The organism is Streptomyces purpureus, assembly GCF_014648195.1.
In the GTDB taxonomy this organism is placed as follows: domain Bacteria; phylum Actinomycetota; class Actinomycetes; order Streptomycetales; family Streptomycetaceae; genus Streptomyces; species Streptomyces purpureus.
Map to the genome: position 1 here is coordinate 31,941 of NZ_BMQQ01000026.1, position 17,621 is coordinate 49,561.

Annotated in this window: 13 protein-coding genes, 1 tRNA gene and 1 pseudogene; 7 read left to right on the forward strand and 8 right to left on the reverse strand. The window is 69.6% G+C overall.

What is annotated here, in order from left to right; all coding sequences use genetic code 11:
* Positions 1-100 precede the first annotated feature (100 nt).
* Positions 101-2,356 (forward strand): (Fe-S)-binding protein, encoded by a 2,256-nt coding sequence (locus IEZ01_RS26695; protein WP_019888142.1) that lies wholly within the window; start codon positions 101-103, stop codon positions 2,354-2,356.
* A 171-nt stretch (positions 2,357-2,527) separates the two neighbouring features.
* The gene (locus IEZ01_RS26700; RefSeq protein WP_019888141.1) at positions 2,528-3,487 is read left to right on the forward strand and encodes a Yip1 family protein; all 960 of its coding nucleotides are present in this window, start codon (positions 2,528-2,530) and stop codon (positions 3,485-3,487) included.
* Between the two features lie 75 nt (positions 3,488-3,562).
* Here IEZ01_RS26700 and IEZ01_RS26705 read toward each other — a convergent pair whose 3' ends face one another.
* The 3 genes from IEZ01_RS26705 to IEZ01_RS35220 all read right to left on the reverse strand — a co-directional run bounded on the left by IEZ01_RS26705 (position 3,563) and on the right by IEZ01_RS35220 (position 4,901).
* Entirely contained in the window at positions 3,563-4,060 is a 498-nt protein-coding gene (locus IEZ01_RS26705) for a phosphoribosyltransferase (RefSeq protein WP_019888140.1), read from the reverse strand.
* A 3-nt stretch (positions 4,061-4,063) separates the two neighbouring features.
* Complete coding sequence (gene dcd, locus IEZ01_RS26710; protein WP_019888139.1) at positions 4,064-4,639, reverse strand: dCTP deaminase; 576 nt, start codon at positions 4,637-4,639, stop codon at positions 4,064-4,066.
* Between the two features lie 82 nt (positions 4,640-4,721).
* Positions 4,722-4,901 (reverse strand): hypothetical protein, encoded by a 180-nt coding sequence (locus IEZ01_RS35220; RefSeq protein WP_028797772.1) that lies wholly within the window; start codon positions 4,899-4,901, stop codon positions 4,722-4,724.
* Between the two features lie 222 nt (positions 4,902-5,123).
* Here IEZ01_RS35220 and IEZ01_RS26715 point away from each other — a divergent pair.
* Positions 5,124-5,197, forward strand: a tRNA-Gly gene (locus IEZ01_RS26715).
* Between the two features lie 233 nt (positions 5,198-5,430).
* On the opposite strand, the pseudogene IEZ01_RS35225 reads toward IEZ01_RS26715, so the two are convergent.
* Together IEZ01_RS35225 and IEZ01_RS26725 are read right to left on the reverse strand one after the other, a co-directional pair.
* Positions 5,431-5,700, reverse strand: a pseudogene (locus IEZ01_RS35225) (tyrosine-type recombinase/integrase); the annotation flags it as partial.
* Positions 5,701-6,065: 365 nt separating this feature from the next.
* Positions 6,066-6,839, reverse strand: coding sequence for an alpha/beta fold hydrolase (locus IEZ01_RS26725; protein WP_019888136.1), 774 nt, complete (start codon positions 6,837-6,839; stop codon positions 6,066-6,068).
* A gap of 164 nt (positions 6,840-7,003) precedes the next feature.
* On the opposite strand from IEZ01_RS26725, the gene IEZ01_RS26730 reads away from it, so the two are divergent.
* Positions 7,004-8,002, forward strand: coding sequence for an NAD(P)H-dependent flavin oxidoreductase (locus IEZ01_RS26730; RefSeq protein ID WP_052185667.1), 999 nt, complete (start codon positions 7,004-7,006; stop codon positions 8,000-8,002).
* Positions 8,003-8,246: 244 nt separating this feature from the next.
* Here IEZ01_RS26730 and IEZ01_RS26735 read toward each other — a convergent pair whose 3' ends face one another.
* The 3 genes from IEZ01_RS26735 to IEZ01_RS26745 all read right to left on the reverse strand — a co-directional run bounded on the left by IEZ01_RS26735 (position 8,247) and on the right by IEZ01_RS26745 (position 14,099).
* On the reverse strand, positions 8,247-9,632 hold the full coding sequence (locus tag IEZ01_RS26735) for an FAD-binding oxidoreductase (protein WP_189204179.1): 1,386 nt from the start codon (positions 9,630-9,632) through the stop codon (positions 8,247-8,249).
* A 26-nt stretch (positions 9,633-9,658) separates the two neighbouring features.
* Positions 9,659-12,724, reverse strand: a complete 3,066-nt coding sequence (locus tag IEZ01_RS26740) for an ATP-binding protein (RefSeq protein WP_189204181.1) — start codon at positions 12,722-12,724, stop codon at positions 9,659-9,661.
* A 505-nt stretch (positions 12,725-13,229) separates the two neighbouring features.
* Entirely contained in the window at positions 13,230-14,099 is an 870-nt protein-coding gene (locus IEZ01_RS26745; protein ID WP_189204183.1) for an SDR family oxidoreductase, read from the reverse strand.
* A gap of 454 nt (positions 14,100-14,553) precedes the next feature.
* Between IEZ01_RS26745 and IEZ01_RS26750 the strand changes: the two genes are divergently transcribed.
* The 3 genes from IEZ01_RS26750 to IEZ01_RS26760 all read left to right on the forward strand — a co-directional run bounded on the left by IEZ01_RS26750 (position 14,554) and on the right by IEZ01_RS26760 (position 17,290).
* Complete coding sequence (locus tag IEZ01_RS26750) at positions 14,554-14,871, forward strand: hypothetical protein (protein WP_189204184.1); 318 nt, start codon at positions 14,554-14,556, stop codon at positions 14,869-14,871.
* Between the two features lie 481 nt (positions 14,872-15,352).
* The gene (locus IEZ01_RS26755; RefSeq protein ID WP_189204186.1) at positions 15,353-15,505 is read left to right on the forward strand and encodes a hypothetical protein; all 153 of its coding nucleotides are present in this window, start codon (positions 15,353-15,355) and stop codon (positions 15,503-15,505) included.
* 630 nt (positions 15,506-16,135) lie between these two features.
* The gene (locus tag IEZ01_RS26760) at positions 16,136-17,290 is read left to right on the forward strand and encodes a DUF6923 family protein (protein ID WP_189204188.1); all 1,155 of its coding nucleotides are present in this window, start codon (positions 16,136-16,138) and stop codon (positions 17,288-17,290) included.
* Positions 17,291-17,621 lie beyond the last annotated feature (331 nt).

A 17,621-nucleotide genomic window follows, 5' to 3' on the forward strand; every position in this document is an offset into this window, starting at 1 on the left:
CAGTGCGGCGGAATATCTGGGTACTCTCAGCACGGACTGAAATAAGTTACCGCTTAGTACGTTCTGCAGATTCCCGCCTCGCAGGCCCGAGGAGCCCCTCATGCAACTCGCCGCGATCATTGTGTCGCTGACCCTGAGCGTGGTCGGCGTTGCGCTGCTCGCCCGCGCCATCGGCCAGTTCGTCCGCTACTTCAAGCTGGGCCAGCCCGTGCCGGCCGGCGCCCGGACGGACAACCCCTACCAGCGCAGCGTGACGCTGGTCAGGGAGTTCCTCGGCCACACGCGGATGAACCGGTGGGGCATCGTCGGCTTCGCGCACTGGTTCGTCGCGGTCGGCTTCCTGACGCTGCCGCCGACGATCGTCACCGCGTACGGCCAGCTGTTCCAGGCCGACTGGACGCTGCCGGTGCTCGGCGGGTTCATCCCGTACGAGATGTACATCGAGTTCATCGGCGCGATGACCATCCTCGGCATCGCCACGCTGATCGTCATCCGCCTGCTGAACCTGCCCTCGCGCCCCGGCCGCAAGTCCCGCTTCGCGGGCTCGAAGATGGGCCAGGCGTACTTCGTCGAGTACGTCATCCTCATCATCGGCCTGGCCATCTACGTGCTGCGCGGCCTCGAGGGCGCGCTGCACCAGGTCGACCACTACGAGGCCGCGTACTTCGCCTCGTACCCGCTGGTCCTGGCCCTCGACGGGCTGAGCGTCGGCGCGCTGCAGAACCTGGTCTACCTCTTCGCCATGATCAAGCTGAGCACGACCATGATCTGGATGATCACGGTCTCGCTCAACACCAACATGGGTGTGGCCTGGCACCGCTTCCTCGGCTTCCCGAACATCTGGTTCAAGCGCAACGCGGACGGCGCCAGCGCGCTCGGCGCGCTCCAGCCGATGACCAGCGGCGGCAAGGAGATCGACTTCGAGGACCCGGGCGAGGACGACGTCTTCGGCGTCTCCCAGGTCGAGCAGTTCTCCTGGAAGGGCCTCCTCGACTTCTCCACCTGCACCGAGTGCGGCCGCTGCCAGTCGCAGTGCCCCGCCTGGAACACCGGCAAGCCGCTCTCCCCGAAGCTCCTGATCATGTCGCTGCGCGACCACGCGCACGCCAAGGCCCCGTACCTGCTGGCCGGCGGCGGCAAGACGATGGAGGGCGAGGAGAAGGCGTCCGAGGAGCAGCTGAAGGACGTCCCGGCCGCCGCCCTGGCAGAGGCCGAGCGCCCGCTGATCGGCACCGTCGAGGAGAACGGCGTCATCGACCCGGACGTGCTGTGGTCCTGCACGACGTGCGGCGCGTGCGTGGAGCAGTGCCCGGTCGACATCGAGCACATCGACCACATCGTCGACATGCGCCGCTACCAGGTGATGATCGAGAGCGCCTTCCCGTCCGAGGCGGGCACGATGCTCAAGAACCTGGAGAAGAAGGGCAACCCCTGGGGTCTGGCCAAGAAGCAGCGCGTCGAGTGGACCAAGGAGGTCGACTTCGAGGTCCCGATCGTCGGCAAGGACGTCGAGGACCTCACCGAGGTCGACTACCTGTACTGGGTCGGCTGCGCCGGCGCCCTGGAGGACCGGGCCAAGAAGACCACCAAGGCCTTCGCGGAGCTGCTGCACATGGCGGGCGTCAAGTTCGCCATCATGGGCGGCGAGGAGAAGTGCACCGGTGACTCGCCGCGCCGCCTGGGCAACGAGCCGCTGTTCCAGCAGCTCGGCCAGGAGAACGTGGCGATGCTGAACATGGCCTTCGGCGAGGACGACGAGGACGAGTCGACGAAGAAGCCGAAGTCCGCGAAGAAGATCGTCGCGACCTGCCCGCACTGCTTCAACACGATCGCGAACGAGTACCCCCAGCTGGGCGGCGAGTTCGAGGTCATCCACCACACGCAGCTGCTCCAGCACCTCATCGACGAGGGCAAGCTGATCCCGGTGACGCCGGTCGACGGTCTGATCACGTACCACGACCCGTGCTACCTGGGCCGCCACAACAAGGTCTACACGCCGCCGCGCGAGATCATGTCCGCCGTGCCGGGCCTGCGCCAGCAGGAGATGCACCGCCACAAGGAGCGGGGCTTCTGCTGCGGCGCCGGTGGCGCGCGGATGTGGATGGAGGAGCGGATCGGCAAGCGCATCAACACCGAGCGCGTGGACGAGGCGCTGTCCCTCAACCCGGACATCGTGTCGACGGCCTGCCCGTTCTGTCTGGTGATGCTGACCGACTCGGTCAACGGCAAGAAGAACGACGGCCAGGCGAAGGAGAGCCTGCAGGTCGTGGACGTGGCGCAGCTGCTGCTCGACTCGGTGAAGGCGAAGCCGGAGGAGGAGCCGCAGCCGGCGGAGGAGTCGGTCACCTCCTCCTGACGCCGTAGCGCTCCGGTAGGACCGAACAGGGCCCGTACGTCTCACGGCGTACGGGCCCTCTCGTCCCTCCGGCCCCTCCTCCCCTAGGGGATGTCACAGGTCAGCCGCAAAGGGGGCCGTCTTTCCCCTCGCCGGACATGGCGGACAGCGGGACCAGGTACGTTCGACGACGTGGCTGGATTCAGGATCGGACGCGGCCGGGACAACAACCGCACCCCGCAACAACAACCGCAGCAGGGCCAGCGGCCCCCGCAGGCGCCCTACGGGCAGCCCGCGGCGCCCCCGCCGCCGTACGGGCAGCAACAGCAGCCCCACTGGCAGCAGGGGCCGCACGGGCACCCTGGCGGGCACCAGGGCGGGCAGCCGTACGGCGAGCCGGAGTACTTCGGCGACCCCTACGGCCGGCCGCAGCAGCCCGGCGGCCCGCAGTACGGGCAGCAGTACGACCCGCGGCCGCCGTACGGCGCCGGCCCGGCCCACTCCTCGACGGCGAACACCCCGGGCCACACCCAGGCGTTCCGGATCGACGAGGACCCGTACGGCGAGGGCGCCACGTACCAGGCCGGCGCGGCACCGGCGGCCCCCGCGGGCCCGCGGCTGCCGTGGAAGAGCCTGCTGAGCGGCATCGTGATGCGCCCGGGCCCGACGTTCTGGCAGATGCGGGACCACGCGGTGTGGGGCACGGCGCTGGTCGTGACGTTCCTCTACGGCCTGCTGGCGATCTTCGGCTTCGACCAGGCGCGCGAAGAGGCCATCAACGCGACGATCTCGACGGCGATCCCGTACGCCCTGATGACGGGCGTCGGCTTCGTGATCGGCAGCCTGATCCTGGGCGCGGTGACCCACACCCTCGCCCGCCAGCTCGGCGGCAACGGCGCATGGCAGCCGACGGTGGGCCTCTCCATGCTGATCATGTCGATCACGGACGCGCCGCGTCTGGTCTTCGCCCTCTTCCTGGGCGGCGAGAACGGCCTGGTCCAGGTCATCGGCTGGCTGACCTGGCTGGCGGCGGGCGCGCTGTTCACATCGATGGTGAGCAAGTCCCACGACCTGCCGTGGCCGAAGGCACTGGGCGCGTCGGCGATCCAGCTGGTCGCGCTGCTGTCGATCATCAAGCTGGGCACGCTGTAGTACCCCTGACGATGCCGAAAGGGCCCGCCGAGTACGTCGTACCCGGCGGGCCCTTCCGCTTGCGCTTGCGCGGACTCAGGCGTCCAGCACCTGCCCCTCGCGCTTCACGACGGGCGGCTCGACGCTCCAGGGGAAGTTGATCCACTCGTCCGTCTTCTTCCAGACGTACTCGCACTTCACGAGGGAGTGGGACTTCTCGTAGATGACGGCGCTGCGGACCTCGGCGACGTGCTCGACGCAGAAGTCGTGGACGAGCTTGAGGGTCTTGCCGGTGTCGGCGACGTCGTCGGCGATCAGGACCTTCTTGTCGGAGAAGTCGATCGCGTTCGGCACGGGGGCGAGCATCACGGGCATCTCGAGCGTGGTGCCGACGCCGGTGTAGAACTCCACGTTCACGAGGTGGATGTTCTTGCAGTCGAGGGCGTAGGCGAGCCCGCCGGCGACGAAGACACCGCCGCGGGCGATGGAGAGCACGATGTCGGGCTCGTAGCCGTCGTCGGCGATGGTCTGCGCGAGCTCGCGCACGGCGCGCCCGAACCCCTCGTACGTCAGGTTCTCCCGTACATCACTCATTGCTCACACCTGCGTCCGATGGAAGTTCTTGTACGAACGGGAGGCCGTCGGCCCCCGCTGGCCCTGGTACCGGGACCCGTAGCGCTCACTCCCGTACGGGAACTCGGCCGGCGAGCTCAGCCGGAACATGCACAGCTGCCCGATCTTCATCCCCGGCCAGAGCTTGATCGGCAGCGTGGCGAGGTTCGACAGCTCCAGCGTGACGTGCCCGGAGAAGCCGGGGTCGATGAAGCCGGCGGTGGAGTGGGTCACCAGCCCGAGCCGCCCGAGGGAGCTCTTGCCCTCCAGGCGGGAGGCGATGTCGTCCGGCAGCGTGATGACCTCGTACGTCGAGGCGAGCACGAACTCACCGGGGTGGAGGATAAACGCCTCGTCGCCCTCCGGCTCGACCTCACGCGTCAGGTCGAGCTGCTCGACGGCGGGGTCGATGTGGGGGTAGCGGTGGTTCTCGAACACCCGGAAGAAGCGGTCAAGCCTCACGTCGATGCTCGAGGGCTGCACCATGGATTCGTCGTACGGGTCGATACGGACCCGCCCGGCGTCGATCTCGGCCCGGATGTCCTTGTCTGAGAGAAGCACGCCCCGAGGATACGCAGAGCGCGCGGGCCCGCCCCAATCGGACAGCATCCCGCGCGCCTCCACTACTCCCCGCTACGTACCGCTACCGCTGCTGCAGCTCACGGACGGCCACGGGCACGGCATGCCGCAACCGCGCACACCGCGGACACCGGATGAGCCGCCCGGGCCCGATCCGTCCGGCCCCGAGCTGCTGCATAGGAAACGAAGTGGTGGTGAAGACGTGCCCTTCGGCACAGCGGACAGTGCGCTCCATCGGGTCCATCAAGTCCCTTCCCCAGAAAACCGTGGACGAGATAGCCACATTAGGGGATGAACAGGACACCCCATCAAGCGCCCCGCCGCCCCCAACGCTACGCCCCAACACCCTTCCCCCGCACGCCCGTCGACCGCCTGAACAGCAGACAGGCCCCGCGGTGTTTTCCACCGAGGAGCCTGAGAATGAGGTACAGTGTGCGACGATGCGGTACCGCGATGGGTCCGCTGTGCGGGTGTAGTTTAATGGTAGAACATGAGCTTCCCAAGCTCAGAGCGCGGGTTCGATTCCCGTCACCCGCTCCATAGAGAAACCCCAGGTCAGCGACCTGGGGTTTGTTCGTCGTCTAGACCTTTTTTGTGGCGCGTGCCATTCGCGTGCCATAAGTGCTGTAACGGGGCGTCAGGTTGGGCCTCGAACTCACTCGCGGCCACCGCGCGCCGAACGGTCCCGAATCCCGAGACGCATTTCGGGTGACCTGCCACACACGTCGCAGGGGTACGGCCCCAGCTGTCTGCCGGGACCGCACCCCTGTGCGTCACCTCCGCCGTGCCGTTCCGGCAGGAGCTGCGAGCGGGGGAACGATCCTGTGCACGGAGGCGGTCGCGCTGGTGCCCGACCCACGATCCGCCGGCGTGCGCTGGCTACGGACGGTGGCGTCGATGTCGTCGGCGAGCCTGCGCTGGTGCTCCTTGGTGGAGTGCTGGTAGATCAGCTGGGCGCGCTCCGAGGACTGGCCCGCGCGGACCATCAGGTCCTTCAGCTTGGCGCCGGTGTCGGCGGCGAGGGTGTTGCCGGTGTGCCGCACCCGCCCCGACACAGCCTTCGCCCGCGAAGTCCACGCCGGGCTCTCGCCCGAAGCTCAGGAACTGGCCGCCCACCTCACCCCACTCAGCTGACACGGATCGCCCCTCGGGCCCAGGTCCACGAGGTCTTGGCCCGATCCGCGTAGTCGTCAGCCTGCGGAGGAGAGCTCCGCCGCACGTCGTGTCCCGAGAGTGAACAGCGACGGCGTTCCCTCACTGGACATCCGCCTCGTTCCCCAAGGGAACAAGGCGGCACCGGTGAGTCGGAAGCGCGGCCAGCCCGCACACGAAAGCCGTGCCACAACGTGCCGGTAGGAGCGGTGAAACAGCGGGCGACGAGGGTCCGCCGGAAGGAGGGCGACAGAGGTCAGCCTCTGATGGCGTCGAGCACCACCTGGGTGATCTGCTCTGGGTCGTCGGACATCGGCGAGTGACCGCAGCCCTTGAGTGAGACGTGCCGGGCGCCTGGAAGCAGTCGTGCCGCCCTGAGCGCCTGGTGGGGTGGGGTCATCAGGTCCCGGGTGCCCCAGCCGACCGTGACCGGGACTCCGGGGGCGAAGGCTCGGAGCCGGTAGGAGTGCGCCGCATGCCGCGTCGGCTCGAAGCCGGGCGAGCGGGCCAGGTTGCTCAGCGCGCCGACGGCTGCCGCCTCCGGGATCCGCCAGGGCCGGGCGACGAGCTGCCAGAAGGCAACGGTGCGCCCGATCGGGTGTCCGGCGATCCATCCGGGGCGTTCGACGAAGGCTCGTGCCATGGAGTGTGCGATGCGGAGCGAACCGAGAGCGTATGCGGCCTCGGGTCCGGTCCACAGCCCGATCGGGGACAGCGCGACGGCGCTCCCGACCGCACCGATGCGTGCCAGTTCGAGGGCGACGGCCCCACCCAGGGAGTTCCCTACGACGGGCGGGCGGGTGAGGCCGGCACCGGGGAGCCACTCCGCCACGGCGGCAGCCAGCGCCTCGACGGTGGGCGTGGTCCCTTCGGGGAGCGCGGGGCTGTCACCGAAGCCCGGGAGGTCCACGGCCACCACCTCGTACTCGCGGGAGAGCCGCTCCAGGACGGGCCGCCAGCCGTCCCGGTCGAGTTGGAGGACGACCAGCAGGGGCGGCCCGCTGCCGAGCCGCCGCGATGTCAGTGCCATGTCCGGCATATCCGCAGCGTATGAGGACGGCCGAGGACGCGCACCCGCACGCGAAGCACGAGTCTGCGTCTGTCCGAACGGTTCGGCAGGCATTCGGGAACCCCCACACCTAGGCTTGAAAGCAGAAACATCCCTGTCTCGGGGGCCCTCGGGATGGAGGCGCGATGCTACGGACACCGGTGTGCGGACTACTGGGCATCGAAGTGCCGATCGTGCAGGGGCCGCTCGGAGGGCCCTGGCAGCAGGGCATGCGGCTTGCCGCGGCGGTCAGCGACGCCGGTGCGCTGGGCAGCGTCCCCACCACGCTGCGCACGCCGGCGCAGGTACGTGACGACGTGCGCCGACTGCGGGATCTCACCGACCGGCCGTTCGCGCTGAACATGACCCGCCGCCCGTTCGACCCCGAGGTCTTCGGCGCGGTGATGGCCGAGGCCCCACCGGTGTTCTCCTTCGCGCTCGGCGAGCCGGGAGCCCTGGTGGCCCGCGTCCACGAAGCCGGCGCGGTCTTCCTGCAGCAGGTGACGACGGTCGAACAGGCCGTGCGCGCGGCCGAGGCCGGCGTCGACGTGATCAGCGCGCAGGGCACCGAATCCGGCGGGTTCTGCGGCGACGTCAGCACGATGGCGCTCGTGCCGCAGGTCGTCGACGCCGTCCGGCCGCTGCCCGTACTCGCCTCCGGCGGAATCGCCGACGGCCGGGGCATCGCCGCGGCGCTGGCCCTGGGGGCGCAGGGCGTGAACATCGGCACCCGGTTCCTGGCCTCAGCCGAATGCGAGGTCAGCGACGACTGGAAGGCGGCCATCGTCTCCGCCGCAAGTCAGGACGCCGTCAAAGTGACGTTCGTCGACCAGATCCTGCCCTCGCCGACCGAGGGCGGGTTCACGACCGTCCCCCGCTCACTGCGCACCCGGTTCGTCGAGGAGGGCAACGCCCGCCCCGAAGTGGCCGCCGCACAGGCCGGGGCGTTGCGCACCCGGGTGATGGCGTCGATGCGCGACGGCACGGCGCACGAACTGATCCCGCTGACGGGCCAGACCGCCGGCCTCGTCCAGGACATCGCCCCGGCCGCCGAACTCGTCCACCGGCTGATCACCGAGGCAGAGACGACGCTGCGCGCTCTCGTCGACCTGGTACCGGCGAAGAACAGCGCTGGCGTGGTCTGAGGCCGTGCCACAACGTGCCAGTAGGGGCGGTAAACAGCGGGCAACAAGGGTTCGCCAGAGGGAAGGCGGCAGACGCTCCTCAGCGGACGTTCTCGCAGGTCAGGAGCTGCATGCGGGCTCAAGTGCCGACTGATTCCCAAGCTTATAGCGCGGGTTCGATTCCCGTCATCCGCTCTTCTATGAAGCCCCAGGTCAGCGACCTGGGGCTTGCTTCTTTTCCAGACCTCTGTGAACCGTCCGGCCTTCAGTGGCTGGGGCGGATGTTCTGGTTGAGTCGGAAGAGGTTGCCCGGGTCGTACGTGTTCTTGAGTGCCACGAGGCGCGCGTACGTGTCGTCTCCGTAGGCGTCGCGGACTCGGTCGGTCTCCGGCGTGAAGTTGAGATAGGAGGCGCCCGTACTGAAGGGGCGCATGGCGGATGCGAACGCGCGGGCGGCGGTGATCATCCGGCTGTCGTCGGAGGGGTCCGCCCACATGCAGATCGGGTGGAACAGGTACCGGGCGTCACGGTGGGAGAACGCGGTCGTCCCGTCGGGCACCGCCGCGACGCCCTGCCCGATGCGGAAGATGACCATCTGACTGAGGGGTGCGCCGAGCACGGTCAGGTCGACGGCGTCCGCGAGGAACGCGTCGATCGCGTCGTCGCTCAGCTCCCGGATGTATTCGCCGCGCCAGTAGCTGCGGAAGCCTCGTGGCGCGGACGGATCGAGGGCCGCCTGGAAGGCGGTGTAGGGCACCGGGGCGATGAGGTCGACGACGGGGTGGAGGTCCTTGAGCGGTTGTACCGCGGCGACGCCTCGGCCGGCTTCGCCGACGTACAGGGCCGCCATACCCAGGACCGGGCGGCCGCGCAGCTCCTCGGGGACGAACGGCTCGGGCGGCGCGGTGAGCACGACGACGGCGGTCGCGAGTTCGTCGGGGGCTGCGTCGGCGCGGTCCCGCCAGCCGCGCAGTACCTCGGCGGCGCGTTCGATCGGGAACATCGTCAGTCCCGCGAGGACCGTCGGGCCGAGTGGGTGCAGCCGGAACTCGAACTCGGTGACGACGCCGAAGTTTCCTCCGCCGCCGCGGATGCCCCAGAACAGGTCCGCGTGCTCGTGCTCGCTCGCGCGGACCACTCTGCCGTCGGCGAGGACGACCTCGGCGGAGAGAAGGTTGTCGCAGGCCAGCCCGTGTTTGCAGGACGTCCAGCCATAGCCTCCGCCGGTGGTGAACCCGCCGATCCCGGTGGTGCTGACGCGTCCGCCGGGTGTGTGGAGTCCGTGCGCCTGGGTGGCGGCGTCGAACTCGCCCCACAGGACGCCGCCGCCGGCCCGCGCGGTCCGCGCTTCGGGGTCGACGGTGACGGCCTTCAGGCCGCTGAGGTCGATCAGTATCCCGTCGTCGCAGGTACTCAGCCCGGCCACGCTGTGACCTCCGCAGCGGACGGCCACGACGAGCCCGTGGTCCCGGGCGACGTCGACGGCCGCCGCGACGTCCGCCGTGTCCGCGCATCGGGCGATGACCGCCGGGTGGCGGTCGATCATCGCGTTGAAGACCTGGCGCGCCTCGTCGTAGCCCGGCTGCGCCTGCCGGAGCACCTGGCCGGTGAATCCCTGGCGTAGCGCGGCCGCCGGATCGGTGACGGTCATGGCTCCTCCTCGGGTCGTCTCGGACTTCAGAGGGTTCGATCATGGCCGGGAGGGCGTTCCGTGAGCGTTTCCCGGATCCGCTGTTCGAATGAGCGTGCCTGCTGGCGATGTGCCACCACGAGGGCGCGGTCGAGTTCTGCCGCGACTTCGTCGGCGGGAGCGCCGAGCGCTGCGAGGAGCGTCGCGCGCAGGCGTCGGATTTCGGCCTCCCAGAGTTCCGCGCCGCGTCCCATGGCCAGCGCCTCGTCGGCCAGCGCGAGGCCGGCCGCCGTCGTGCCGGCCGCCACGTAGTCCTCAAGGAGTACGCGCGTGGCTACGCCCGGCAGGCCGGGTGCCGGCGCCTGGACGCGTACCGCCTGCTCGCGCACGGCCCGCACACGCTCCAGTCCGCCGGCTGTCCGCCCGTCAAGCACGTCGAGGTGTCCCGCGAACATCTGGGCCGGCAGCAGGATGTGGGCGGGCGCGTCATCCGGTGTGTGGGCGTGGAGTATCCGGACACAGCGGCGTAGCCGCTCGGTGTCGCCGCGGTCCACGGCGAGGACCGCGGAGAACACCTGGACGGTCGCGCGGCTGTAGGCATGGGCGGACTCGGCGGCGGCGGCCCGCAGGGCGAGGTCCTGTTGGTGGTCGGCGTCATCGGAATGGCCGAGGAGCCACAGCGTGTGGGCCAGGCGCATCCGGACGAGCAACTCCGGGTCCTGTCCGTAGCGCAGCACGTGGGCCCGTCGCAGAGCAGGCCGGAAATGCCGCATCGCGGATTCGAAGTGGGTGCGCGCCGTGGTCAGGTGTCCGTGCCAGTAGGCGGCGATGCCCAGGATGTAGTCGCTCTCCACTCTCAGCACCTCGTCGTCGTCACGTTCGGCGCGGGCCCGCAGCCTGTCGCCGAACGCGCGCGCCGAGGCCCAGTCGCCGCGGGTCAGGGCCGCGAGTGCGAGGGACCACACCATGGGCGGATCAAGGGTGGTGCCGAGTTGCTCGGCCAGGCCCAGGGCGCGGGCGTGCACCCGTGCCATCCGCTGGGACCCGTAGCCCTCGAAGGCCACCAGCGGTGCCGGGAGCGCGGTGAGCAGGCGCAGCTGGAGGCGGGCGGTGACCGGCCCGGGTGGGAGACGGTCGGAGAGCTCCAGTGCGCGGTCGAGTGCCTGGACGGCGTCTTCGTGGGCGTGCAGCCACTGGGCGGTTTCCGCGGCCCGCTCGTACCAGCGGACGGCATCACCGGTCGCGCCGGCGTTGTCGTAGTGAAGGGCGAGAGCCGCTGGCGGCGCGTCCCCGGCCTGTTCAAGGGCCCGGGCGATCGCGAGATGAGCCTGGCGCCGACGAGGCGGGCCGAGCGAGGAGTAGGCGGCGTCGCGGATCCTGCCGTGGCTGAAGTCGTAGGCGCCCAGGCCGTGGGCGCGGATGATGCCGCGGTGCCAGAGTTCGTCCAGCACACCGACGAAGGTCTCCTCCGCGAGCCCTGACGCGGCGGCCAGGACGTCGGCGGTGAACGCGCGTCCGATCGCCGCGGCGACACCGGCGAGCGCGGCGGCGGGCCGTGACAGCCTCGCCAGGCGCCCCGCGATCACGGCCTGCACCTTCGGCGTGGCCGCGGGCGCGTCGGGCTTGAGCGCCTCGACGACGAACAACGGGTTGCCCTCGCTGTCGTCGTAGAGGCGCTGGGACTCGGCCGCTTCGAGCGGCGTGCCGGTGATGCGTTCGGCGAGCCGCGCGGTCTCCGTCCGGTCGAGCCGGTCGAGCTCGATCCCGGTGAAGCGCCCGCGCGCCTGGAGGGCGGTGGTCAGGCCGACGAGCGGGTGGCCCTCGTCGTATTCCTCGCGCCGGGCGGTGGCCGCGACCAGCAGCCGCGCGGACGGTGCCGCCCGCAGCAGGTAGTGGACGAAGCGCAGCGATGGCGCGTCCGCCCACTGCGCGTCGTCGAGAATCAGCAGCAGCGGCGCACCCGCGCCCAGCAGCGCCTGGCCGATCGCCTCGTACAGCCGCCGCCGCAGCTCCGTTTCCGGCAGCGGCTCGGGCGGCGGCATGCCGGCGGCCAGCTCGGGCAGCAGGTGCGCCAGCACGGCGAGGTGCGCCGGTTCCAGCCTGGGCAGGCGCGCAGCGACCGGCCGGGAGCGCAGCCAGGTGGTGGCGACCCCGTAGGCCATCGGGCCCTCGGCTGGGTAGGCGCGGGCCGGCACCGTCACCGCGCCGACCCGCGCGCGCACTTCGGCGACCAGCCGCGTCTTGCCCACGCCCGCCTCGCCGCTGACGAGCACCAGCTGCGCGTGTCCCGCCGCCGCCGTGTTCCATACGGCGGCCAACCGGGCCTTCTCCGCCTCGCGCCCGACGTACGGAGACGTACCGGAGGTCTTCACGCCGGCCTTGGACGACACGGGTGGACTGGGCGGTACTCCGGCCAGGAACGACTCGTAGAGGGAACGGGTCTCCGGCGACGGCTCGATCCCGAGCTCGCGCTCCAGCACCGTCGCGCAGGCATGGTAGGCGCGCACGGCACGGGCACGGTCCCCGGACGCCCGGCACAGACGCATCAGGAGCCGGTGGCTCTCCTCGCGGAGTGGATCGTAGGCGACCAGCCTCTCGGCCAAACGGATGGCCTCCGGCCAGCGCCTGGCGCACTCATGCCGAAGAGCAAGCTCGTCCAGCGCATCCAGGTGGAGACCCGCGAGCCGCTCCCGCTCGCCGAGGAGCCACTCGTCGTAGCAGCCCTCCAGCAGGTCACCCGCGTATGTCTCGACCGCCTCCTCGAGCCGCCCTGCCGCCAACGCCCGCTCGAAGTGCTCCACGTCCAGCCACAGGGGCGCCCCCGGGCGCCACTGCAGGCTCCGCGGCCCGATGTCGATCAGCCGGTCCGACTCGGGCAGCACGTGGCGCAGGGTATGCAGTACCTTGCGCAGGTTGGTGCGCGCCTGGCCTTCGGTCGAGTCCGGCCACAGCAGGAACGCCAGGTGTTGACGCGACTGCGGCGCGTCGCGGTGCAGCAGCAGGCAAGCCAGCAGCGATTCCGCGCGAGCGGAGTCCAGCGGCCCCAGCCGCCGATCTCCGACGCGGAGATCCATGCTGCCCAGCAGGCGCGCGTGCAGAACCTCGCCGTCCATCAGTCTTCTCCTGAACACCGGGTCCGGCACCGGCCCCGGGCCCTGCACCCGGGGACCCTCCACGGGTGCGCGGCCCGCCCTATCCCCCCAGGGATTGGTGCGGCGTCCACAGTCCCAGGCTGCGGCCTGCGAGCGGCTCACGCGAGCCGTCGAGCACTCCGGCCGCCACGGCTCCCTCGCATGTCACGGGTCGAAGTGAACGACGTCGGGCCCTTCTACGAGGTCGGAGGGTTCGGTGATCCGCTGGTCCTGGGCCCGGGTACTCCGCCCTCTCGCGCTGCGATTCCGTTCGGTCACGCAGGGAGGCGTAACGCGATCGATGAGGAAGATGCAGCTGTGCCGTGGATCAAGGGCTTCATGGGGGTCGTCGGGTGCTTGTTGTACATGGGGATGGTCGGCGCGGGCGCGGCGAGCCGACCCTCGCCTCCCCTCCGGTACGAGGGCAGGCTTCTTCTCCAGCAAGGGCGCCCCACGTGCGCCGCTCACCTGATCCTTCTTCGGACGCTCAGGCCGACCCGGACAGCAGCGGGGCCGCCCAGCGCGCGAAGTGCTCGATACCGCGCGGCTCACGGCCGGTCAGCTCCCGCACCCCACCCGTGGTGGACGAGTTGATGCCGTCACGCAGTGCCCCGAAGACGGCCACTACCTGCTCCGCCAGCCACGGCGGCATGCCCGCCTGAGCCATCCCGGCGGCAGCCGCCTCGTCCGGCACTGCCACGTACTCGATCGGGCGGCCGAGCGCATTCGAGAGCTGCCCTGCGACATCCCCGTAGGTGATCGCCTCCGGTCCGGTGAGGACGGAGGTCCGCCCGCCCCGCACCGCCGCGCTCAGCACCGAGGCACCCGCAGCGGCGACATCCCGTGGATCGATCATCGCGATCCGCGCGCCACCGGCGGGGAGGAAGAAGCGGTCGGCCTGCCGGATGGTCACGGCAGAACCGAGGATGTTCGACATCATGTGGCTGGAGCGCAGAACCACCGCCGGGACTCCTGATCCGCGCAGATGCTCCTCGATCCGGCCGTGCTGGTCGAAGAACGTCGTCGGAGACCCAGCCTCGGCGCCGATCGTGGACAGCATGACCACCTGCCGGACCCCGGCGCCCACTGCCGCGTCGATCACCTGTGTCCCGTACTGGACCTGCTGGGGGTGGTTCGCGCAGATCAGGAACAGCCGCTCGACACCTTCCAGGGCCTGGCGGACCGACGCCGGCTCAGCGAAGTCGCCCTGCGCCAATTCGACTTCCCCGCCGAGGACGGCAGCCGCACGGCCCAGGTCCCGAACGAAGGCCCGGACGGGAATCCCGTGCTCCCGCAGCTCCCCGACGACCTTCGAGCCGACGTTCCCCGACGCGCCCGTCACCAGCACTGTGGCCATCTTCACTCACTCCCAGGGGATCAGTCGTCGGCTTCTCAAAATACCCGAACAGCTACAAAACCAGACAAATCGCCACACATCTTAGGCTGGCAGGGCACAGGGAACCAGCCGGCTCGAAGAACACCTTCGGCGAGCCGTAGGTGCCCCGGACCACTGGAAGATCTCCTCGATCTCCTCCGCCGGGTGCTGCCGGCGGACCTCAAGCGCGGTCGGTTCACGATCGCGCCACTGGTGGAACCAGGACCCGGACACGCCCAGTTCAGCCCCCGCCGGAAAGCACATTGCCGGGCTCCGGCAGTGTCGGCGCGCGCAGACAAACGGCTCGGCCCCTGATGCGGCTGTCCGCGGCCTCGGTAGGGTCGCCCTCACGCCGGCGTCCGCTGTACGGCGTCATCAACCTCGGCACAGCTGCCCGCACGGCCGCGCTATGCCTGCACCCCAGGAGTCAGCCCCCATGACATGGCAGGGGATCGGCCTCGCGTTCTTCTCCCTCACGGTGCTGCCGGCGGGCCTGGCCATGGCCACGAACCGAGTCCCCAAGCGGCTGCGCCACCGACTGGCTCCTGTACGACCACGCGGCTGGGCCCTCCTGCTGGTCTATGCCACCGCACCCGTCAACGCGCTCCCCCGCGTAGCGGGCGCCTCCGCCGACATGACCCTCGGCTGCACGGCAGCCGGCGGTGTACTCGCCATCGCCGGCTACCTGGTTCTGGGCCTCACCGCCCGTACGCGTCAGGGCCGCCCTGTGGTGGTCCCGCGCGAGGGCTCCTGACCCCATGCCCGCAACAGCACCTCGGCCCGGCCGCGCGCGACGTGAGGCCCCATCGCTCACCGCCTGGTGGGCCGTGCTCACCCTGGCCCTCTGGCTCCTGGGACACGCGACAGGCCACCCGGCCGGCCTCGCGGCGAGCGCCTCGTTCGCCGCACTGATCGCTGCCATCGGCGAAACCGGCGACTGGGCCCGCCGACGTCGGAAGGCCCGGCGTCACCCACCGGAGAAGCGCGACGCCTCCACTGGCCCCTGAACGGAAGCCCAGTGCCACAACGTGCCAGTAAGGGCGGTAAACAGCGGTCACCAAAGGCTTCGCCGAGTCGACCGACACGAGGCCGCCAATAGCCGTTACCGCAGGTCAGACGGTGTGCACCCGCCCAAGTACCGGGTGCTTCCCAAGCTTATAGCGCGGGTTCGATTCCCGTCATCCGCTCCACGACAAAGCCCCAGGTCACAGACCTGGGGCTTGTTTGTTGTCTAGATGGGCAAAGCCGTAACACAGTTGGCCGCCGCCTTCTCGGCGGCTTACATTCAACTCGCCCTGATCCACGACGAAGGTGATCCGGCGATCCCTTCGGCCGAGGTTCTGCGGGACATGGCGATCCGAGCCGAGGGGGCAGAAGGCGACGCCTGACCCTGTGCCTCCCCATCGCGGGGACCACGCCACCCCGTCCGTCTGGTCGCTTGCTGCAGCAATCCTCCATGTCAGCGCTCCACCGACGGCGACGAGTCGCCGGCAATCCGCGCTACTCACACCGACCGCGAAGCACCACCGTGAAAGACGTGCCCCAACCGTGGCCTTGAGAACGGTCAACAGCGGTCATTCCAGGCGCTCAGACGCCGCAGCCACGCCCCTCGATACAGCCGATAGCCGCAGGTCAGAGGCCGTATCGACCACCCCAGCGGCGGTGATTCCCAAACTTATAGCGCGGGTTCGATTCCCGTCATCCGCTCGTGAACGAAGCCCCAAGTCAGAGACCTGGGGCTTCGTAGCTGTCCAGACCACCCCGGGGAGTGCTGGCGCTTTTGAAAACGGCCGCCCTGCTCGACGCCTTCCCGTTCCTGCTCAGTGGATCGATCTCCCCACCCCTAGCCCAAGCGGGTCAGCGGCGCATTCGTTTCTGCGGTGAACCATCGAGACCGGATGGCCTACATGCCGGGTTTCACGAGTTCCCCGACGACGTGCGCGGCCCCTACTGGTGGTGATCGGGAGGGCGATCCCTCGTCCGCCGCCCGAGGACGTCCCGCAGACAGGAGCCAGCGCATGGCAGCAAAGCGTTACAACCGGTTCACCTACCTCGCGATCGGTGATGCCCCCACCAGCCTGTACACCTTCGACGTGCTGACAGGGGATGTGACCAAGACCGATATGCCCGAGTACAACAACGGGTATGACGCGCTCGCCTACAGCTGGCCCAAGGGCCTCCTCTACGCGATGAGCAGGAAGGAACAGAGCACTCTGCTCGTCATCGACCCGTCGACGAAGACCATCACCCCGCAGAAAGTCACCGGCCTGCCCGAGAACAACTGGATGCTGGGGGCCGTGAGTCCGGACGGCAACAAGATGGTGATCTGCGGCCTGCCCAACACCAAGAGTGCGGTACTGGACCTGACCGCCAACCCCGTCACGGCAACCCTGCAGAACCCCCCGGGCACGGGCGGCTGGTACGACTGGGCCTACCACCCCGTCGACGGGCGCCTCTACGCGGTCGACGGGAAGAACGGCGCCCTGCTGTGGGCCGACCCGACCCGGAACCCTCAGAAGGTCGAACTCAAGGAGAACGTCTTCCCCAAGGCCCAGGCTGGCTCCTCCGGGTTCGCCAGCTACTCGGCCGTCTTCTTCGAGGAACACGGCCGGCTCTACGCCTTCGACAACGCCGGCAACGTCTACCGGGTCGACCTGCGGGCCTCGACACGGGAAAAGCCCATCGACTCCACTCTGATCGGCACCGCGGAGCGGGTGGGCCGGGGGAAGATCGACGTCGACAAGCTGGACATCCGGGACGCCGGAGGTGACGTCACGGAGCAGAAGCTGCCGCCCGCCTACGAGGCGATCCAGTTCGAACAGAAGCCTCGCCAGGAGAACCCCTGGGAGGAACCGATCAACGGCAAGCCGATGCTGGTCTACAGCTTCGAGGTGACGCTCACCGCCAAACTGACACAGACCGGCAAGCCCGTGCCGGTGAAGAAGTGGCGCATCCTTTTCGACGAGGTACCGGGCTCGGTGGTCAAGACCGAGGCGGCGAAGGTCACCAAGGCCCGCCAGGACCACCGGTTCATCCTGGACACCCCCGGTGACGACCACCTCATCGCGGCGGGGAAGAGCCTCAAGGTCCACCTGCGGCTGTACGTCCCCAAGGAGACACCGCTCGAAAAGCCCCTGAAGCTGGGCAACCTCGCAGCCCGACGCCTGGCCTGACCTCCGGCTGTTCCCGGAGTCGCGCGGCCGGGGCCCCCGCCTCCGGGCGGGGGCCCCGGGACGTCAACGCCTTCACGCACGCGCCGGACACCGTACCGCCATCACCAGGCTCGGGGTCACCGGTGAGCCGCTTCCAACCCCGTGCCACAACGTGCCAGTAGAGGCGGTAAACAGCGGGCAACACGGGGTGGCCGGAACGCTCCACAGCCGGTTTCCAGGGAGACGTTTCCCCAGGTCAGAGGCCACACTCAGGTCCAAGTACCGGGTGATTCCCAAGCTCAGAGCGCGGGTTCGATTCCCGTCACCCGCTCTTGAGAGAAGGCCCAGGTCA

Bases quoted from the DNA above. Each gene is read 5' to 3' on its own strand.
- IEZ01_RS26695 (WP_019888142.1), top strand. From the start codon at position 101: ATGCAACTCGCCGCGATCATTGTGTCGCTGACCCTGAGCGTGGTCGGC.
- IEZ01_RS26705 (WP_019888140.1), bottom strand. From the start codon at position 4,060: ATGAGTGATGTACGGGAGAACCTGACGTACGAGGGGTTCGGGCGCGCC.
- IEZ01_RS35220 (WP_028797772.1), bottom strand. From the start codon at position 4,901: ATGGACCCGATGGAGCGCACTGTCCGCTGTGCCGAAGGGCACGTCTTC.
- IEZ01_RS26725 (WP_019888136.1), bottom strand. From the start codon at position 6,839: ATGGCACTGACATCGCGGCGGCTCGGCAGCGGGCCGCCCCTGCTGGTC.
- IEZ01_RS26730 (WP_052185667.1), top strand. From the start codon at position 7,004: ATGCTACGGACACCGGTGTGCGGACTACTGGGCATCGAAGTGCCGATC.
- IEZ01_RS26735 (WP_189204179.1), bottom strand. From the start codon at position 9,632: ATGACCGTCACCGATCCGGCGGCCGCGCTACGCCAGGGATTCACCGGC.
- IEZ01_RS26740 (WP_189204181.1), bottom strand. From the start codon at position 12,724: ATGGACGGCGAGGTTCTGCACGCGCGCCTGCTGGGCAGCATGGATCTC.
- IEZ01_RS26745 (WP_189204183.1), bottom strand. From the start codon at position 14,099: ATGGCCACAGTGCTGGTGACGGGCGCGTCGGGGAACGTCGGCTCGAAG.
- IEZ01_RS26750 (WP_189204184.1), top strand. From the start codon at position 14,554: ATGACATGGCAGGGGATCGGCCTCGCGTTCTTCTCCCTCACGGTGCTG.
- IEZ01_RS26755 (WP_189204186.1), top strand. From the start codon at position 15,353: ATGGGCAAAGCCGTAACACAGTTGGCCGCCGCCTTCTCGGCGGCTTAC.
- IEZ01_RS26760 (WP_189204188.1), top strand. From the start codon at position 16,136: ATGGCAGCAAAGCGTTACAACCGGTTCACCTACCTCGCGATCGGTGAT.